The following is an 18,781-nucleotide window of genomic DNA, read 5'->3' on the forward strand; positions in this document are numbered from 1 at the left end:
AGTATGAAAGGTTTAATGGTACAAGGGACGGCATCGAGTGTTGGGAAAAGTTTAGTATGTACAGCTATTTGCCGACTACTTGCGAACGAAGGAAAACGAGTAGCACCTTTCAAATCACAAAACATGTCCAGTTTAAGCATAAATACTGAAGATGGCTTTGAAATTAGCGTTTCACAAGCATTGCAAGCAAGAGCTGCAAAAACTCCCTATTTAACGGAAATGAACCCAATATTATTGAAACCTACAGGAAACATGGAAATAGAAATGATTATTCTTGGCAAAAAAGAAAACAAAATGAATGGTATGCACTACCGGGAGAACTATTTTGAAGAAGGTCAAAAGCTTATTAAAAACAGTTTACAAGTGCTATCCAATTCCTTTGAATATTTAATTTTAGAAGGTGCAGGCAGTCCAGTTGAAATGAACTTAAGAGACCGAGAATTAGTAAATATGCGGGTTGCAGATTTAGCGGATGTTCCTGTTTTATTAGTTGCCAATATTGAATATGGTGGTGTGTTTGGATCTATCATTGGAACGCTTGCATTATTACCTGAAGCACAAAGAACCCGAGTGAAAGGAATTATTATTAATAAGTTTCAAGGAGACGTTTCGTTGTTCCAAGATGGAATTGACTTCATCGAAAAGTATACAGGCGTGGACGTATTAGGGGTTATTCCTTATTTTTCAAACGAAATGGAGGAAGAAGACGGGGAAGTTAAAAATAATAAGCTTGCATCCGATGAACAAATAAATGACTGGGCTAGCCATTTTAAAAAGTATGTTAGTTGGGATAAGATGGTTGTTATTTTAGAAGGGGATGAGTAAATGAAAAGCTTGTTGTTAGCTCTTCAGTTTTTTACCATCATCCCTGTGCACAAAAATTTGCCAATGGAAAATCGGCAAATATCGGGAATGTATAGTTTGTTTCCTTGGATAGGTGCAGGTATAGGGGCAATTTCTTGTTTAGGGCTCTATTTCGAATGGAGCAACCTAATGACGGGGTTTTCCATTGTGTTTTTAGGGATCTTGTTATCTGGAGGTCTCCATATGGACGGTTTTATTGATACATCTGATGCATTTTTCTCGTATAAAGATCGACTGAAGCGATTGGAGATTTTAGATGATCCACGAGTCGGAGCTTTTGGAGTAATGGCAGTTGTTTTATTGGTCATTGGAAAAGTGATTATTGTTTCTGAAGTGTTAGCAGCCGAATCGTTTCACTGGATTTTTATCTTGCTTATCCCTTTTTTTTCTAGGGCAACACTGACGATGCTATTCGGGTTAACGAGAAGTGCGAAAGAGAGTGGGCTTGCTCACTTTTTTAAACAAAAAATGAATGTAAATATGGTTTTATTTGCGACTTTATTTAACTTCTTTGTGGGGCTATTCCTAATAGGGTGGTTTACCGATTGGTTAATTGCGATCACATTCGCAGCAGTTTTACTCGTATTTATTTGCTTATTTCGTCATTGGATAATGAAGAATTTCGGTGGAGTTACGGGGGATTTGCTCGGTGCTAGTGTGGAAGTTTCGGAGGTAGTGCTATGGCTAACACTTTTACTATTACTCTCATAAGACATTTGCCGACGAAAGGGAATCGAGAGAAAAAATATATCGGATGGACCGATGAGCCAATCATTTCTGGAATAAAAACGAAGAAAATGCCTCCAGAAATTAAACAAGTGATCGGCAGTGATCTGATACGCTGTAAGCAAACGGCAAACCAGTTATTCCAGGGGATTCCATATATTGTGAATGAAAACTTTCGAGAATGCTCCTTTGGTGATTGGGAAGAAAAAACATATAATGAATTAAAAGAGGATGCAATCTATAAGGCCTGGATTGAAAATCCCCTGGAAGTGGCTCCACCGAATGGGGAATCACTGGCAAACATGCAAGAGCGTGTTCTCCAAGGGATTTATGATGTGTTAAAGGAATTTGATGAACTTATTATTGTGACGCATGGTGGACCGATTCGATTTTTATTATCGAAGTTTGCAGATGTTGAAAAGGGTTTCTGGGAGTGGGAAGTACCCCATGGATGCTGTTATAAGTTGCAATGGGCAACTAAAAAAGACGTACTGGAGGGAAAGCCGTGCATGTCATTTTCGGTGGAGCATTTAATGGGAAACGAGCATATGTAGAAGAGCTAGTCCAAGGTCAAAGAGTTCAGTGGATCGATGCCGGAGAGGATGTCCCGGTTTTATTGCCAGTTACGGAAGTGCTTGTTGTATTTGGAGTAGAAAACCTGTTAGAACAAAAGCATAATGAATTGCTCGTTCAGTTTGAACAATGGGATGAACAAGTGGAAGTGTTGGTCATTGCTACAGAAATTGGGCGAGGAATTGTACCAATGGAAGCAAGCATGCGAAAGTTGCGGGATGATGTTGGAAGATTTTATCAACAACTTTTTACAAAAGCGGACCGTGTAACACGAATATGGTATGGAATATCACAAACGATAAAGGGAGATGATTGGGATGAAAATTTACACAAAAACGGGTGACAAAGGGCAAACAGGATTAATCGGTGGAAGAACAGACAAAGATGATATCCGCGTAGAAACATATGGTACTATCGACGAAGTGAATTCGTTTATCGGGAAAGCAGTGACAGAATTAAATCCAGCCATTTTTGCGGACGTTTTAGAGGACTTAGAGACGATTCAACACGAATTATTCGATTGTGGTGGAGACTTAGCGAATGTATCGAATCGACGAGTGTATAAAATGACGGACGAACCGATTGAAGCAATGGAAAAACGCATTGATGTGCTTGTAGAAGAAGGTCCAGTGCTAGAACGATTCATTTTACCAGGTGGAACGCCAGCTGCTGCAACTCTTCATATTGCACGCACGATTACGAGACGTGCAGAGCGTCAAATGGTCACATTGATGAAAACGGAAGAGGATGTTCCGGCAGTTGTGCAACGCTATTTGAATCGCCTATCCGATTATTTATTCGCAGCAGCACGTGTCGCTAATGCGCGAGAAAAGGTGTCGGATGTAGAATATTTACGCAGTGCAAAAGTATTTAAAAATGTAGGAAGCGTAAAAGAAGAGGGGAAGTAACTGCAATGAAGCTTCGTTTACTAACGCTCGCAGCAATGTTTGCAGCATTATGTGCCATTGGTGCATTCGTGAAAATTCCAGTAGGTATTGGAAGTGCAGCACTTGATACCGTTCCAGCACTTGTATCCGCCGCATTTTTACCACCTGTTTACGCAGGAGCAGCTTCCATGATCGGTCATTTATCCTCGTCTCTTTATGCAGGATTTCCTTTAGGACCATTGCATCTATTGATTGCTGGTGAAATGTTTTTGATTTTATTCGTGTTTACGAAACTTCATAAAGCAGGGTTGCATGCATGGAAATGGATATTTTTTATATTTGCAAATAGTGTCCTTGCAACACTTCCTTTTTATTGGATCATTTCGCCAGCATTTTTTGTTACTGTATTACCCGAAATTACAATTGCAACCATTTTGAATGCAGGAATCGCAATGATTGTCTCACCTGTAGTTGTACGCGCTATGGATAGAGTGAAAACCCATGCGTAATGCGGTTTTATTGCCAAACGACCTTGTATTAACAACCGATAATTCAGCGGCGATTGGTGAAAAAGAGGCAGATGTTGTTCGTGTCGATGATGAAGTTGTTGCTTATTTTGCTGCAAGAGTTGCCTTGGTGGAGCAATGGGCTGCTGGGGCATTTCCCATCTCCATTGTCTTGCATAACTTTTCGGGGAATAAAAGCTGGGAAAAGTATAAAGTTGGGATAGAGAAAATATTTAATGAGTTAGGGCAGCCTTGCCCAGTTATAACTGGAAGTACCGAATCCAACATGGAAACATTACAATCCGCAATGGCCGTGACGATGATCGGTGAGCGCAAAAGAGAAAGTGATTCGGCATGTAAATGGTATGTATACGGGAAGCCATGTGTCGGTGAAGAAGTACTCATGAATTTAGAAAAAATTGCGGACATAAAGAAAATCTGGAACGGAATCACTACTGGATTAGTGGCTCGTGTTTGGCCAGTTGGTTCAGCTGGAATAAAAGAAGAATTCCATCAACTAGGATTGCACTGCCATTTGCAAGACTGGGACATTTTGAAATCCGCAGGACCGGCAACATCTGTCTTACTTGGTGTTTCTACTGACCGAGTGGAAGAAGCGAAACTGCTTTTTGGAAAGTATTTTGAAGGAATTAACTAATTTAAAGAGCTATCTCACAAGAGATAGCTCTTTACTATGAGAAATGGTCTCGCGTGTACGGAAATTGGTTGCGGGTAAGCATAAATTAGTCTCACTTACTTGCCAATTGGTCTCGAAGTGCCGTATTACAACAAAAAGTGTCAAATAATTCCAACGTTTTTTTGTTAAGTAATAATTTTCGATAGCAAACAATGCTCTCTAATACCGAATAATACTCTATGCTTTTCCTGCACAATGAAGATATTTTCTGATTTCCAAATAAACTTCCCTATTCCCAAAGAAACTTTCTGCCTTTATAATCAATCTCGAACACATAAGAATAAATTAGTGTTGACTGAATGCTCATTCAGTTTTAAGATTAAAATACTTCTTTAATATTCTATTAACGAAATGGTATTCTAACCGTAACACATCATTTTACAACTCAAAGGGGGAGAAATAAGATGAGTCCATTAATCGTAAACTGGGTGCTGTTTGTAGCAGTTACTTTGTACGCAATCGGTTTGTTCGCATATTTATTGAAAACAAGGTATGCATATATCAAACTTGGGAAGAAAGTTGAATTTGAAGATAATGTGAAGGAAAGACTTCGCAAAATTTGGGTGTATGTTTTCGGGCAAAAAAAGCTATTAAAAGATAAGAAAAGTGGAGCAATCCATGTTATGTTCTTCTATGGCTTTTTATTAGTTCAATTTGGGGCAATTGATTTTATTTGGAAAGGATTAGCGCCAGGCTCTCACTTACCATTAGGTCAAGTATATTCTGCGTTTACATTTTTCCAAGAAATCGTAACTTTAATTATATTAATAGCGGTAGTGTGGGCATTCTACCGACGCTATATTGAAAAATTAGTACGTCTAAAACGCGGATGGAAAAATGGTCTTGTTCTGATTTTCATCGGTGGGTTAATGGTTTCCGTTTTAGTTGGGAATGGGATGGGAATGATTTGGCATGGCCATGATGCAGCTTGGACGGAGCCAATCGCATCTTCTATCTCAACAATATTTGGTTTTATACCACCAACAGCTGCCGCAGTAGTTTTCTATGTAATGTGGTGGGCACATTTACTTTTCCTACTAACATTCTTAGTATACGTACCGCAATCCAAACATTTCCACTTAATAACTGGTCCTGTAAACGTTTACTTCCACCGTTTAGACAATGTTGGTAAATTACGTCCGATTAATTTTGAAGAAGCAGAAGACGAAGAGGCGGACGAAGAAGAAATGCCTTCGTTTGGTGTAGGCCGCATTCAAGATTTTACACAAGCACAAATGATCGACTTATACGCATGTGTAGAATGTGGACGTTGTACAAATATGTGCCCAGCAACAGGAACGGGCAAAATGCTGTCACCGATGGACTTAATAGTAAAGCTTCGGGATCATTTAACACTTACTGGAGCAGTGGAAACAAAGACAAAACCTTGGGTACCAGCACTTGCTTTCCAAGGAACAAAAGGAAACCAACTTGCGATGGCTGCTGGAGCAGAAGGAGCAATAATCGAAGACATTTATAGCCCGTCACTAATTGGAGACGTTATTACAGAAGAAGAAATTTGGGCTTGTACTACTTGTCGTAACTGTGAAGATCAATGTCCAGTTATGAATGAACATGTAGACAAAATTATTGACCTACGTCGCTACTTAGTAATGACAGAAGGTAAAATGGATCCAGATGCACAAAGAGCTATGACGAATATTGAGCGCCAAGGAAATCCATGGGGCTTGAATCGTAAAGAGAAAGAAAACTGGAGAGATGCACGTCCAGATGTGCACATCCCGACAGTAAAAGAAGTATCGAAAGCTGGAGAAGAATTTGAATACTTATTTTGGGTTGGTTCGATGGGATCTTTCGATAATCGTTCACAAAAAATTGCTTTAGCTTTTGCACATTTGATGAACGAAGCTGGAGTGAAGTTCGCCATTCTTGGCAATAAAGAAAAGAACTCTGGAGACACACCACGTCGTCTAGGAAATGAATTCTTATTCCAAGAGCTAGCTGCAAATAATATTTCTGAATTTGAAAAAGCTGGTGTAACAAAGATCGTCACAATTGATCCACATGCATATAATATCTTTAAAAATGAATACAGCGATTTCGGTTGGAGCGGAGAAGTACTTCACCATACTGAAATGCTATACGACTTAGTTCAAGCTGGTCGCTTGAAAGCCCAATACGCAGTGGAAGAAACCATTACATTCCACGATTCTTGTTACTTAGGTCGATATAATGATGTATACGACGCACCACGTGAAGTGTTGAAAGCAATTCCGGGTGTGAAATTAGTTGAAATGGATCGCAACCGCGAAACAGGAATGTGCTGTGGAGCTGGTGGCGGACTAATGTGGATGGAAGAGCATGTTGGAAATCGTGTAAATGTTGCACGTACAGAACAAGCGCTTGAAGTAAACCCAACAATCATTTCTTCTGGATGTCCGTATTGCTTAACAATGCTATCAGATGGCACGAAAGCGAAGGAAGTAGAAGAAACCGTTGGCACTTATGATATTGCAGAGCTTCTTGAAAAATCTGTTTTCGGAGATTTTATTCCACCAGTTGAAGAGGAATTAGTTGTTCAATAATTGGACATATTTATATTGCAATTAATTTGATAGTTTCGTAAACTAGAGTTAATAGTAAAGGGAGTGTAAGTGCTCCCTTTTTTCTAACAAATGAAACCGAGCGAGCGTTCAGTCAGTGACGTTTTTTATTTTATAAACATTGAAAGCGTATTCATATCAGACAAAGGGGTGGCTAGTATGACAAAGACAGTTATTTTGGATGGCGCACGTACAGCTTTTGGGAAATTCGGAGGGGCACTTAGCAATTTAACGGCTTCAGATCTTGGTGGAGTTGCTATTAAAGAAGCCTTGTCTCGTGCCGGAGTACCAGCTGATGAAGTAGATGAAGTCATTATGGGGACTGTTTTACAAGCAGGGCAAGGGCAAATTCCTTCTAGACAAGCGGCAACAAAAGCAGGAATTCCATGGTCAGTCAAAACCGAAACGATTAACAAAGTGTGTGCATCTGGAATGCGTAGTGTCACTTTAGCAGATCAATTAATTCGCCTTGGGGATGAAGAAATTATTGTTGCGGGTGGAATGGAATCAATGTCGAATGCTCCATATTATTTACCAAAAGGCAGATTTGGACTTCGTATGGGAGATGCGCAAATGGTGGATGGCATGGTCTATGACGGACTTTCTTGTTCATTTCATCCAAAGCATGTGCATATGGGGACTTACGGAAACACTACGGCAGAATCATTTGAACTTTCTCGCGAGAAACAAGATGAATGGTCTTTTAGAAGCCACTACCTTGCATTAAAGGCTATAGACAAAGGCATTTTTGCAGAAGAAATTATTTCTGTTGAAATTCCGCAACGAAAAGGCGACCCAATTGTCGTAAATGAAGACGAAGCACCTCGCCGGGATACATCCATCGAATCACTTGCGAAATTAAAACCAGCATTTGGTAGCGAGGGAACGATTACTGCAGGGAACGCACCAGGAATAAATGACGGTGCATGCGCTATCGTTTTAACAAGTGAAGAAAAAGCGAAAGAGCTTGGAAAAGAGCCACTTGCATACGTGCTAGGTCACGCTGAAATAGCAATTGAACCGGAAAACTTCCCGCAAACACCAGGTATAGTAATCAATAAATTACTTGATAAAACTGGGAAATCACTAGATAAAATAGATTTATTTGAAATAAATGAAGCATTTGCTGCTGTTGCATTAGTAAGTAGCCAAATCGCTGGTCTAGACGAAGCAAAAGTAAATGTAAACGGCGGTGCAGTAGCGCTTGGTCATCCAATTGGAGCATCTGGAGCTCGCATTATATTAACACTTGCGTACGAATTGAAACGCCGTGGTGGTGGTATTGGAGTAGCTGCAATTTGTTCGGGTGGCGGGCAAGGAGACGCTATTATGATCGAAGTTCCAAAAACAGGGGGAAGCAACGCATGACAATTCAAAAAGTAATGGTAATCGGAGCAGGTCAAATGGGATCTGGAATTGCCCAAGTTTGCGCACAAGCTGGATTTGAAGTGAAATTAAATGACCGCGAACAACAATTTTACGATCGCGGCATTCAAACAATTACGAAAAATTTGTCACGTAACGTTGAAAAAGGTCGTATGACAGAAGACGAAAAACAAGCAGTTCTTAGCAATATTACAAAATCACTTTCCATCGAAGACGCAAATGATGTCGACTTAGTCATCGAAGCAGCAGTAGAAAATATGGAAATCAAACAATCGATTTTCAAGCAACTGGATAAAATAACACCAAAACATACAATTTTGGCAACGAATACTTCCTCTTTACCAATCACGGAAATAGCAGCGGCAACGAATCGTCCCGAGCAAGTAATCGGTATGCATTTTATGAATCCAGTGCCAGTGATGAAACTAGTAGAAATTATCCGCGGATTAGCAACTTCCGACGAGGTTTATACAGCAATTGAAGAAATGACGATTAAATTAAGTAAAACACCAGTGGAAGTAAATGACTTCCCAGGTTTTGTTTCTAATCGTATTTTAATGCCAATGATAAACGAAGCAATTTACACGCTCTATGAAGGTGTCGCATCAAAAGAAGCAATCGACGATGTGATGAAAATGGGTATGAATCACCCCATGGGACCACTTCAATTAGCAGATTTTATTGGTTTAGATACATGTTTGTATATTATGGAAATTTTACATGAAGGTTTTGGGGACAGTAAATATCGTCCTTGCCCACTGCTTAGAAAATATGTTAAAGCAGGTTGGTTAGGCAAGAAATCAGGTCGAGGCTTCTACAGCTACGAATAAAGTGAAACTTCAATCAAAGGGGTTTTATCCCACTGATTGTTAGTTGAACCAATCGGGTTTTTACGGACTGTTGGACTCCCACTTATTCTTCCCGTAAAAATAAAACTAGAAGTGGGAGTCTTACTGCTCGTTAACACGGGATATAAAGGGGCTTTTAAGATGGAATTGAAATTCACAGAAGAACAATTAATGATGCGCAATATGGTGAGAGATTTTGCGAAAACAGAAATAGAACCTTATATTGAACGAATGGAACAAGGGGAGTTCCCTCGTGAAATCATCAAAAAAATGGGTGAACTTGGGTTAATGGGAATAACTGTACCAGAACAATATGGCGGTGCGGAAATGGATTTTACAAGCTACGTAATCGCGATTAACGAGCTGTCAAAAGTAAGTGCGGTTGTTGGTGTAATTCTTTCCGTTCATACATCAGTTGGTACAAACCCAATCCTTTACTTCGGCAATGAAGAGCAAAAAAGTAAATACCTACCGAAGCTTGCAACTGGTGAATACTTAGGTGCATTTTGTTTAACAGAGCCATCTGCAGGATCTGATGCAGGCGCATTGAAAACGAAAGCAGTTAAGAAAGACGACCATTACGTATTAAACGGGTCCAAAGTATTTATTACAAATGGTGGCGAAGCAGATGTGAACATCGTGTTTGCTTCAACAGACTCATCCCAAGGATCAAGAGGGATTTCAGCGTTCATCGTGGAGAAGGATACACCAGGTTTTATTGTCGGAAAAGATGAAAAGAAAATGGGCTTGCACGGTTCAAGAACTGTACAAATTACCTTCGAAGATATGAAAATTCCTGTTGCAAATAGACTTGGTGAAGAAGGCGAAGGATTTAAAATTGCGATGGCAAACTTAAATACTGGTCGTATTGGAATCGCTACGCAGGCACTCGGAATTGCAGAAGCTGCGTTTGAAGCAGCGGTAGGATACGCAAAAGAGCGTGTGCAATTTGGGAAGCCAATTGCTGCAAACCAAGGAGTAGGCTTTAAGCTTGCCGATATGGGCACAGCGGTTGAAGCGGCTAGACTTCTTGTATATCGTGCAGCGAGCTTACGTCAACAAGGACTTCCTTGTGGAAAAGAAGCATCGATGGCAAAATTATTTGCTTCGAAAACAGCGGTGGACGTAGCAATTGAAGCAGTCCAAGTATTCGGCGGTTACGGCTATACGGAAGATTATCCAGTAGAACGCTATTTCCGTGACGCAAAAATTACCGAAATTTACGAAGGAACAAGTGAAATCCAAAAAATCGTAATTAGCAAGCATTTAACGAATTAAACGACTTCCTAAAAAATGGCTTAACTAGCGCAACTTGCTTCAATACTAGAGCAATGACTACCGTAGCGAGAGCCATATGAAATTATATGAGAGCAACCAAACTAAAATACTAAAAAGGCGGGATAACATTGAATTTCCAACTATCAGAAGAGCATGAAATGATTCGTAAAATGGTACGTGACTTTGCAGAAAACGAAGTAGGTCCAACAGCTGCAGAGCGTGACGAAGAAGAACGCTTTGATCGCGAAATTTTCGACAAAATGGCGGAACTAGGCTTAACAGGTATTCCTTGGCCAGAAGAATACGGCGGAATCGGTTCTGATTATCTTGCATACTGCATCGCAGTAGAAGAGTTGTCCCGCGTTTGTGCTTCCACAGGTGTAACACTTTCGGCGCACACATCACTTGCTGGATGGCCGATTTTCAAATACGGCAACGAAGAGCAAAAACAAAAATATCTTCGCCCAATGGCAGAGGGAACTAAAATCGGTGGATACGGTTTAACAGAAGCGGGTTCAGGTTCTGACGCTGGTGGCATGAAAACAACTGCTAAATTAGATGGCGATCATTATGTACTAAATGGTTCTAAAATTTTCATTACAAATGGTGGAATTGCAGACATCTATGTAGTATTTGCAGTTACAGATCCGGAATCCAAACATAAAGGTACAAGCGCATTTATCATAGAAGCGGATTTCCCTGGATTCTCTGTTGGCAAAAAAGAAAAGAAATTAGGAATCCGTTCTTCGCCAACGACTGAAATTATTTTTGATAATTGCCGTATACCAAAAGAAAATCTTCTTGGGGAAGAAGGAGATGGTTTCATTATCGCGATGAAAACATTAGATGGTGGACGTAACGGTATTGCTGCTCAAGCAGTTGGTATCGCACAAGGTGCATTAGACGCAGCAGTTGGATATGCAAAAGAACGCGTGCAATTCGGCAAACCAATCGTTGCGAACCAAGGGATATCTTTCAAACTAGCTGATATGGCAACTTCGACTGAAGCTTCACGTTTACTTACGTATCAGGCTGCATGGTTGGAATCCAATGGTCTTCCTTATGGAAAAGAATCCGCAATGGCGAAATTGATGGCTGGGGATACAGCGATGAAAGTAACGACAGAAGCAGTTCAAGTTTTCGGAGGATACGGATATACAAAAGATTACCCGGTTGAACGCTTTATGCGGGATGCAAAAATCACACAAATATACGAGGGTACACAAGAAATTCAACGTCTCGTTATTTCTCGTATGCTAACAAAGTAGTAGATGCCGATGGAAAAAAAGCATGAAGTGAAGACATCTGTCAAAGATGAAAATCTTATCGAAAAAAGGCGTCACCAAATGATTCGTGCAGCTGTCACCTTATTCAAAGAAAAGGGCTTCCACCGGGCGACGACGAGAGAAATCGCAAAAGAAGCAGGCTTTAGTATTGGAACACTTTATGAATATATTCGTACAAAGGAAGATGTACTCTATTTAGTTTGCGATAGTATTTACAATGAAGTACATGACAAACTATCTCAAATTACGGCACAAAACGGTACGATTGAAGACTTGAAAACGGCAATCCGCCATTATTATCGGGTTATTGACGATATGCAGGATGAATTCGTTGTGATGTATCAAGAATCCAAATCTCTACCAAAAGGTGCCCTAGAATATGTTTTGAACAAAGAGCTAGAGATGATTAATATTTTCCGGAAAATTCTGGTTGACTGTATACAAAATGGGGAACTTGAGTTAACAGAAGCGCAATTGAACCTCTACGCGCATACACTTGTCGTTCAAGGACAAATGTGGGCATTTAGAAGATGGGCTTTGCGCAAGGAATATACACTGGAACAATTTACAGAACTACAAATAGAATTTGTCTTAAATGGGATGGGCAAGTAAGTTTTTATTCAAAAAAGGGGGAACAACATGTCAACTGTAGAAGTATATCGTCCAAAAAATCATGTTCGTTTTGTCACTGCATCCAGTCTATTTGACGGACATGATGCATCGATTAATATTATGCGTCGTATTTTACAAGCAAGTGGAGCAGAAGTAATTCACTTAGGTCATAACCGTTCTGTAGAAGAAGTCGTGAATGCTGCTATTCAAGAAGATGTACAAGGGATCGCAATTTCTTCCTATCAAGGAGGGCATGTTGAGTATTTTAAATATATGAAGGACTTACTCGTAGAACGCGGCGCACCTCATATTCGTATATATGGCGGTGGTGGCGGAGTAATTATCCCGAAAGAAATAAAAGAACTACAAGAATACGGGATCTCAGGCATCTTCTCACCTGAAGACGGTCGCAAACTGGGTCTTCAAGGTATGATCAATCGCATGTTAGTAGAATGTGATGTGCCAACAAAAGCTTCCGGAGCGAAAGATGAAATTACAACCGTTTCGACGGAAGTCCCAGAAGTACTTGCCCATTTAATCACCATTGCTGAAGAAGCGCATCAAACGCAGGATGCGGAAGTGAAAGTAATGATTGAACAGGCGAGGACACTATCAAAAGGTACACCTGTACTTGGTATTACAGGTACTGGAGGAGCGGGGAAAAGTTCCTTAACAGACGAATTAATTCGTCGTTTCCTACATGAATTACCTAACAAAAAAATAGCCGTACTATCGATTGATCCGACGAAACAAAAAACTGGTGGAGCTTTACTTGGTGACCGAATTCGTATGAATGCAATCTTCAACAAGCGAGTATTTATGCGTAGCTTAGCAACACGTGGATCTCGCACGGAATTATCGGGTGCAATAGCCGACGTTCTAGATGTTGTAAAAGTAGCGGGCTTCGATTTAATCATTATAGAAACAAGTGGTATCGGGCAAGGGGACGCAGAAATTACAAACGTATCGGACGTTTCGATGTATGTAATGACAAGCGAGTTCGGCGCACCATCTCAATTAGAAAAAATAGATATGATTGACTATGCAGATTTAATTGTCATCAATAAATTCGAACGTAAAGGCTCAGAGGACGCACTTCGACAAGTGCAAAAGCAATATCAACGCAGTCGCGAGCTATGGCATGACGATTTAGATACGATGCCCGTTTACGGAACGATTGCTAGCCAATTTAATGATAAAGGCACCAATTCTTTATTTGCAGCTTTAGTTGCTGTGTTGAATGAAAAGACCGGTTCTGACTGGGAAACTTCTTACGAACAATTTGTAAAAACACAAAAGCAAAACGTCATCATTCCAAATGATCGCCGCTATTACTTGCGTGAAATTACAGATACAGTTCGTGGATACCATAAAAAGTCGGAAGAACAAGTGGCTTTCGCGAGAAGATTGTTCCAATTAGAAGGTGCAATGGAGACAGTGAAAGAAAAAGCTGCGGATGATGCTTTAGTACAATCCCTGGAATCATTAGCAAATGGAATTCGGGATGAATTAACAGCGGAATCAAAGCGGATATTGGAAAACTGGGAAGCTTTAAAAGAAGCGTATGCTGGGGATGAATTTGTCACGAAGGTTCGTGATAAAGAAATTCGCACAATCCTTCGTACAGAAAGCTTGGCAGGGTTAAAAATTCCAAAAGTTGTTCTTCCTAAATTCGTCGATTATGGTGAAATATTAAGATGGGTGTATAAAGAAAATGTACCTGGTTCATTCCCTTATACAGCCGGAGTTTTCCCATTCAAACGCGAAGGGGAAGATCCAAAGCGTCAGTTTGCTGGAGAGGGTACACCGGAACGTACCAATCGACGTTTCCATTATTTATCCAAAGACGATGATGCAAAACGTCTCTCTACTGCGTTTGACTCCGTAACACTTTACGGAGAAGACCCGGATCATCGTCCAGATATTTACGGAAAAGTCGGCGAATCTGGCGTAAGCATTTGTACGTTGGAAGATATGAAAAAGCTATATGATGGCTTTGATTTATGTGCGCCATCTACATCTGTATCGATGACGATTAATGGGCCTGCGCCAATAATTTTAGCGATGTTCATGAATACTGCAATTGATCAGCAAGTGCGTATTCAAGAAGAGAAACTTGGCCGCACCTTGACTATAGAAGAATTTACAAATGTGAAAAATGCAACATTGCAAATTGTTCGTGGTACGGTTCAAGCGGATATTTTAAAAGAAGATCAAGGTCAAAATACGTGTATTTTCTCGACAGAATTTGCTTTACGTATGATGGGGGACATTCAACAATATTTTATTGACCAAAAAGTTCGAAATTATTATTCCGTATCGATTTCTGGTTATCATATTGCGGAAGCGGGAGCTAATCCAATATCCCAGCTAGCGTTTACTCTTTCAAATGGTTTCACATACGTGGAGTACTACTTGAGTCGCGGTATGAATATCGATGATTTTGCACCAAATTTATCGTTCTTCTTCTCAAATGGTTTGGATCCGGAGTACACAGTAATTGGCCGCGTTGCTCGTCGCATTTGGGCTGTCGTCATGCGCGACAAATACGGTGCGAATGATCGAAGTCAAAAACTGAAATACCATGTTCAAACATCAGGTAGAAGTCTTCACGCGCAAGAAATCGATTTTAATGATATACGCACAACACTTCAAGCGTTGATGGCATTGCAAGACAACTGTAATTCGCTTCACACGAATGCATACGACGAAGCCATTACAACACCGACTGAGGAATCTGTTCGTCGCGCAATGGCCATTCAAATGATCATTACAAAAGAACATGGATTATCGAAAAATGAAAATCCATTACAGGGAGCATTTATTATCGAAGAAATGACGGACCTTGTCGAAGAGGCAGTTCTTTCTGAATTTGATCGAATAAATGACCGCGGTGGAGTGCTTGGTGCAATGGAAACACAATACCAACGCGGAAAAATTCAAGAAGAATCCATGTACTATGAAATGAAAAAACACACTGGCGAACTACCAATTATCGGTGTAAACACATACTTAAATCCAAATCCTGCTTCTGCTGAGGATATTGATAACATGGAACTTGCTCGTGCAACGAAAGAAGAAAAAGAAACACAAATTACAAATCTCCAAAACTTCCAACAAAAACATGCAACCGAAGCAGAGGAAGCACTCGCTGATCTAAAACAAGTAGCTGTAACTGGTGGAAATATTTTCGAAGAGCTAATGACAACGGTTCAAAAAGCAAGTCTTGGACAAATTACGAACGCACTTTACGAGGTTGGTGGCCAGTACAGACGTAATATGTAAAAAAAAATAGTGTTCCGATGTTTATCGGGGCACTTTTTCTTTTTTTTTTGTATAATGAAACTAACCTTATTCAGCAGAAGTTAGAGCCTCCGGTAGATGTCACAAATTTTGTAAAGGAATTCATCGAGTAAGATCGATGAAAAATTTGGACACAAATACGCCAAGGTTAATTTGATTGAGTAGTAAAGGAGAAATGACATGAAAATAGTAATTCACATAATGGTCATTATCATACTCCTACTACTTACTGTTTTCCTATATAATAAACAACTGGGATCCATTCCTTTACTATTACTTTCATTTTATTTCTTTTTATTAGCAACTTCGAAAAATTCATTTTTCAAAAAAAATAAATGAATGTAGCATATAACATACTTGTTTGTATATAATGGGAAGTATGCAAACGGACATTGAAAGGACGTGCACGATTTGAAATTTCGTGAAATGACAACAGCACAATTAACAGAAGAATCATTAATAGATATAGGCTTTGCTATATTAGAAGATAAGAAAAACTCTTTAACACTTACTGAACTATTTGATGAAATTCAAAAACTAAATGGTTTTACAGATCAAGAAATGGCGGACCGCAAGCCTCAATTCTATACAGATATGAACATCGATGGTCGTTTTTTAGCTACTGCTGAAAATCAATGGGGTCTTAGAGAATGGTACCCTGTAGAACAAATAGAAGAAGAAACTGCCCCTACTGTAAAAGTTCGTAAAAAGAAAGCAAAAGTATCGGAAGACGACGACTTAGATGAAATGGACGAAGATGAAATTGTCTTTGAAGAAGAATTCGATGAGTTTGCCGAAGATGAAGATGAAGAAGAAGATGAAGTAGTAATTGATTTCGTAGCAGGAATCGATGAAGTAATTGAAGAGGATTTAATCGATGAAGACGAAGATGAATTTGAAATCATTGAAGATGAAGAGTTGGACGACGAAGATTTAGAAGACGAGGAATAATTCTTGACTTCTACTACTATCCGCTATAAGATTCAATTGGGCTCTTTTTAAAGAGACATTACTCATGTGCATATGCGCTCCCCTGCCAAAAAGCAGGAGGGGCGCTTTTTGTTGTTGCAATAAGGATAATACACATAGGAGGAACAAATAATGACAAAATTTATTTTTGTAACTGGTGGAGTAGTTTCTTCATTAGGAAAAGGTATAACAGCGGCGTCGCTAGGCCGTTTATTGAAAAACAGAGGGCTGAATGTAACGATTCAAAAATTTGATCCATACATTAATTTAGACCCTGGAACGATGAGTCCATATCAACACGGAGAAGTTTTTGTGACAGATGATGGTGCAGAAACAGATTTAGATTTAGGACATTACGAGCGTTTTATTGACATTAATTTAAATAAATACTCGAATATCACAACCGGGAAAGTATACTCATCTGTTTTAAGAAAAGAACGTCGTGGCGATTATAATGGTGGAACAGTGCAAGTAATTCCACATATTACAAACGAAATTAAAGAGCGCTTATTTTTAGCTGCAAAAGAAACACATGCAGATATCGTGATAACGGAAATCGGCGGAACAGTTGGGGACATCGAATCACTTCCATTCCTAGAAACAATTCGTCAAATGAAACGTGACGTTGGTCGCAATAATGTGATGTATGTGCATTGTACATTAGTTCCATTTATTAAAGCGGCAGGTGAAATGAAAACTAAACCAACCCAACATAGTGTGAAAGAGTTACGCAGTCTAGGTATTCAACCAAATGTCATTGTCTGCCGTTCAGAAATGCCAATTCCTCAAGATATGAAAGATAAAATTGCTCTTTTCTGTGATATTAAACCGGAAGAAGTAATCGAATGTATCGATGCAGATTCACTATATGAAATTCCATTAATGCTTCAAGCACAACATTTAGACCAAATTGTTGTGGATCATTTCGAACTGGATACAAAAGAAGCGGATATGACGGATTGGCAAGCACTTGTGGATCAAGTGAAATCATTATCGAAAACAGTTCGTATTGGTTTAGTTGGTAAATACGTAGAGCTGCAAGATGCATACATTTCTGTAGTAGAAGCGATGAAACATGCTGGCTACAAATTTGATGCGGACATTGAAGTAAAATGGGTGAATGCAGAAGAAGTAAGTGATGAAAATGTTGCAGAAATTCTTTCAGATGTGGATGGAATCCTTGTTCCTGGTGGATTTGGAGACCGCGGCGTAGAAGGTAAAATTGCAGCTACAAAATTTGCACGTGAAAACAATGTGCCTTTCTTAGGTATTTGTCTAGGAATGCAGCTTGCAACAGTTGAATTTGCACGTTCCATTTTAGAACTACAAGGTGCCCATTCGACAGAATTAGATCCAACAACGGCACATTCAATTATTGATTTATTGCCAGAACAAAAAGACATTGAAGACCTAGGTGGAACACTTCGTCTTGGATTATATCCATGTAAACTTACCCCTGGTTCAAAAGCGCACCAAGCATACGGAGAAGAGCTTGTATACGAACGTCACCGTCACCGTTACGAATTCAACAATGAATACCGTGAACAATTCGAAGCAGCAGGTTTTGTGTTCTCTGGTACAAGCCCAGATGGTCGTCTAATCGAAATCATCGAGCTACCAGATCACCCATTCTTCGTAGCTTCTCAGTTCCACCCGGAATTTGTGTCACGTCCACAACGTCCACAACCATTATTCCGTGAATTCATCAAAGCAGCCGTAGAAAAATAAACAGTGAAAAGCAGTTCGCCAAGTCGAACTGCTTTTCTTATGGGAGCAAATGGCGAAAAGAAAGCAAATCTCAAAATAACGAGTTTACTCAATGTGAGATAGTCGAATAAGTTAATAAAACGTTTCAAGCTCAGGAAAGAGGCTTGAATTATTATCCATAACAAGTTAGAAATTAGCAGAGCTCTACCAATTGTGCCATACCCGCGACCAAATATGTCACACCCGAGACCAATTCTCATAATAACGAGTTTACTCCGTGCGAGACTGTCGAATAAGTTAATAAAACGTTTCAAACTCAGCGAAGAGACTTGAATTATTATCCATAACAAGTTAGAAATTAGCAGAGCGCGACCAATTGTCCCGTACCTGCGACCAAATCGGGCCAACCCGAGACCAAATATGTCACACCAGAGACCAAATTGATTAAATCCGAGACCATTTCTCATAATAACGAGTTTACTCCGTGTGAGATAGTCGAATAAATTAATAAAACGTTTCAAACTCAGAGAATAGACTTGAATTATTATCTATAATCAGTAAGGAAATAGCAGAGT

Annotated in this window: 16 protein-coding genes; all 16 read left to right on the plus strand. The window is 39.7% G+C overall.

Annotated features, from left to right (window positions below; all coding sequences use genetic code 11):
• The first annotated feature begins 3 nt into the window (after positions 1-3).
• Positions 4-825, plus strand: a complete 822-nt coding sequence (locus tag ACEPXD_RS03225) for a cobyric acid synthase (RefSeq protein ID WP_391119894.1) — start codon at positions 4-6, stop codon at positions 823-825.
• Positions 826-1,575, plus strand: coding sequence for an adenosylcobinamide-GDP ribazoletransferase (gene cobS, locus ACEPXD_RS03230; RefSeq protein ID WP_391119896.1), 750 nt, complete (start codon positions 826-828; stop codon positions 1,573-1,575).
• The gene (locus ACEPXD_RS03235; protein ID WP_391119897.1) at positions 1,545-2,144 is read left to right on the plus strand and encodes a histidine phosphatase family protein; all 600 of its coding nucleotides are present in this window, start codon (positions 1,545-1,547) and stop codon (positions 2,142-2,144) included. Before cobS ends, ACEPXD_RS03235 begins: the two co-directional genes overlap by 31 nt.
• A complete protein-coding gene (locus ACEPXD_RS03240) occupies positions 2,096-2,506 on the plus strand; it encodes a bifunctional adenosylcobinamide kinase/adenosylcobinamide-phosphate guanylyltransferase (protein ID WP_391119899.1) in 411 nt (136 codons plus the stop codon). The genes ACEPXD_RS03235 and ACEPXD_RS03240 overlap by 49 nt, the downstream gene beginning before the upstream one ends.
• A complete protein-coding gene (locus tag ACEPXD_RS03245; RefSeq protein WP_391119901.1) occupies positions 2,481-3,071 on the plus strand; it encodes a cob(I)yrinic acid a,c-diamide adenosyltransferase in 591 nt (196 codons plus the stop codon). The genes ACEPXD_RS03240 and ACEPXD_RS03245 overlap by 26 nt, the downstream gene beginning before the upstream one ends.
• Before the next feature lie 5 nt (positions 3,072-3,076).
• A complete protein-coding gene (locus tag ACEPXD_RS03250; RefSeq protein ID WP_391119903.1) occupies positions 3,077-3,559 on the plus strand; it encodes an ECF transporter S component in 483 nt (160 codons plus the stop codon).
• Entirely contained in the window at positions 3,552-4,214 is a 663-nt protein-coding gene (locus ACEPXD_RS03255; RefSeq protein WP_391119905.1) for a hypothetical protein, read from the plus strand. The genes ACEPXD_RS03250 and ACEPXD_RS03255 overlap by 8 nt, the downstream gene beginning before the upstream one ends.
• Before the next feature lie 443 nt (positions 4,215-4,657).
• Positions 4,658-6,799 (plus strand): (Fe-S)-binding protein, encoded by a 2,142-nt coding sequence (locus ACEPXD_RS03260; protein ID WP_391119907.1) that lies wholly within the window; start codon positions 4,658-4,660, stop codon positions 6,797-6,799.
• A 177-nt stretch (positions 6,800-6,976) separates the two neighbouring features.
• The gene (locus ACEPXD_RS03265) at positions 6,977-8,185 is read left to right on the plus strand and encodes an acetyl-CoA C-acetyltransferase (RefSeq protein ID WP_391119909.1); all 1,209 of its coding nucleotides are present in this window, start codon (positions 6,977-6,979) and stop codon (positions 8,183-8,185) included.
• Positions 8,182-9,033, plus strand: coding sequence for a 3-hydroxybutyryl-CoA dehydrogenase (locus ACEPXD_RS03270; RefSeq protein WP_391119911.1), 852 nt, complete (start codon positions 8,182-8,184; stop codon positions 9,031-9,033). Before ACEPXD_RS03265 ends, ACEPXD_RS03270 begins: the two co-directional genes overlap by 4 nt.
• Before the next feature lie 159 nt (positions 9,034-9,192).
• Positions 9,193-10,329: an acyl-CoA dehydrogenase gene (locus tag ACEPXD_RS03275; protein WP_391119913.1), complete on the plus strand. Its 1,137-nt coding sequence runs from the start codon at positions 9,193-9,195 to the stop codon at positions 10,327-10,329.
• 128 nt (positions 10,330-10,457) lie between these two features.
• Complete coding sequence (locus ACEPXD_RS03280; RefSeq protein ID WP_391119915.1) at positions 10,458-11,597, plus strand: acyl-CoA dehydrogenase; 1,140 nt, start codon at positions 10,458-10,460, stop codon at positions 11,595-11,597.
• A 9-nt stretch (positions 11,598-11,606) separates the two neighbouring features.
• Positions 11,607-12,227, plus strand: coding sequence for a TetR/AcrR family transcriptional regulator (locus tag ACEPXD_RS03285; RefSeq protein ID WP_391119917.1), 621 nt, complete (start codon positions 11,607-11,609; stop codon positions 12,225-12,227).
• 27 nt (positions 12,228-12,254) lie between these two features.
• Positions 12,255-15,512 carry a fused isobutyryl-CoA mutase/GTPase IcmF gene (icmF, locus tag ACEPXD_RS03290; protein WP_391119919.1) on the plus strand — a complete coding sequence of 1,086 codons (3,258 nt, stop codon included), beginning with the start codon at positions 12,255-12,257 and terminating at the stop codon, positions 15,510-15,512.
• 429 nt (positions 15,513-15,941) lie between these two features.
• Positions 15,942-16,481 (plus strand): DNA-directed RNA polymerase subunit delta, encoded by a 540-nt coding sequence (rpoE, locus tag ACEPXD_RS03295; RefSeq protein WP_391119921.1) that lies wholly within the window; start codon positions 15,942-15,944, stop codon positions 16,479-16,481.
• A gap of 150 nt (positions 16,482-16,631) precedes the next feature.
• Positions 16,632-18,227 (plus strand): CTP synthase, encoded by a 1,596-nt coding sequence (locus tag ACEPXD_RS03300; protein WP_391119923.1) that lies wholly within the window; start codon positions 16,632-16,634, stop codon positions 18,225-18,227.
• Positions 18,228-18,781: the final 554 nt, after the last annotated feature.

Source organism: Psychrobacillus sp. L3 (assembly GCF_042945595.1).
GTDB lineage: Bacteria > Bacillota > Bacilli > Bacillales_A > Planococcaceae > Psychrobacillus.

Bases quoted from the DNA above. Each gene is read 5' to 3' on its own strand.
- ACEPXD_RS03250 (WP_391119903.1), top strand. From the start codon at position 3,077: ATGAAGCTTCGTTTACTAACGCTCGCAGCAATGTTTGCAGCATTATGT.
- icmF (WP_391119919.1), top strand. From the start codon at position 12,255: ATGTCAACTGTAGAAGTATATCGTCCAAAAAATCATGTTCGTTTTGTC.
- ACEPXD_RS03265 (WP_391119909.1), top strand. From the start codon at position 6,977: ATGACAAAGACAGTTATTTTGGATGGCGCACGTACAGCTTTTGGGAAA.
- ACEPXD_RS03275 (WP_391119913.1), top strand. From the start codon at position 9,193: ATGGAATTGAAATTCACAGAAGAACAATTAATGATGCGCAATATGGTG.
- ACEPXD_RS03245 (WP_391119901.1), top strand. From the start codon at position 2,481: ATGAAAATTTACACAAAAACGGGTGACAAAGGGCAAACAGGATTAATC.
- ACEPXD_RS03270 (WP_391119911.1), top strand. From the start codon at position 8,182: ATGACAATTCAAAAAGTAATGGTAATCGGAGCAGGTCAAATGGGATCT.
- ACEPXD_RS03235 (WP_391119897.1), top strand. From the start codon at position 1,545: ATGGCTAACACTTTTACTATTACTCTCATAAGACATTTGCCGACGAAA.
- cobS (WP_391119896.1), top strand. From the start codon at position 826: ATGAAAAGCTTGTTGTTAGCTCTTCAGTTTTTTACCATCATCCCTGTG.
- ACEPXD_RS03285 (WP_391119917.1), top strand. From the start codon at position 11,607: ATGGAAAAAAAGCATGAAGTGAAGACATCTGTCAAAGATGAAAATCTT.
- ACEPXD_RS03255 (WP_391119905.1), top strand. From the start codon at position 3,552: ATGCGTAATGCGGTTTTATTGCCAAACGACCTTGTATTAACAACCGAT.
- ACEPXD_RS03300 (WP_391119923.1), top strand. From the start codon at position 16,632: ATGACAAAATTTATTTTTGTAACTGGTGGAGTAGTTTCTTCATTAGGA.
- ACEPXD_RS03225 (WP_391119894.1), top strand. From the start codon at position 4: ATGAAAGGTTTAATGGTACAAGGGACGGCATCGAGTGTTGGGAAAAGT.
- ACEPXD_RS03260 (WP_391119907.1), top strand. From the start codon at position 4,658: ATGAGTCCATTAATCGTAAACTGGGTGCTGTTTGTAGCAGTTACTTTG.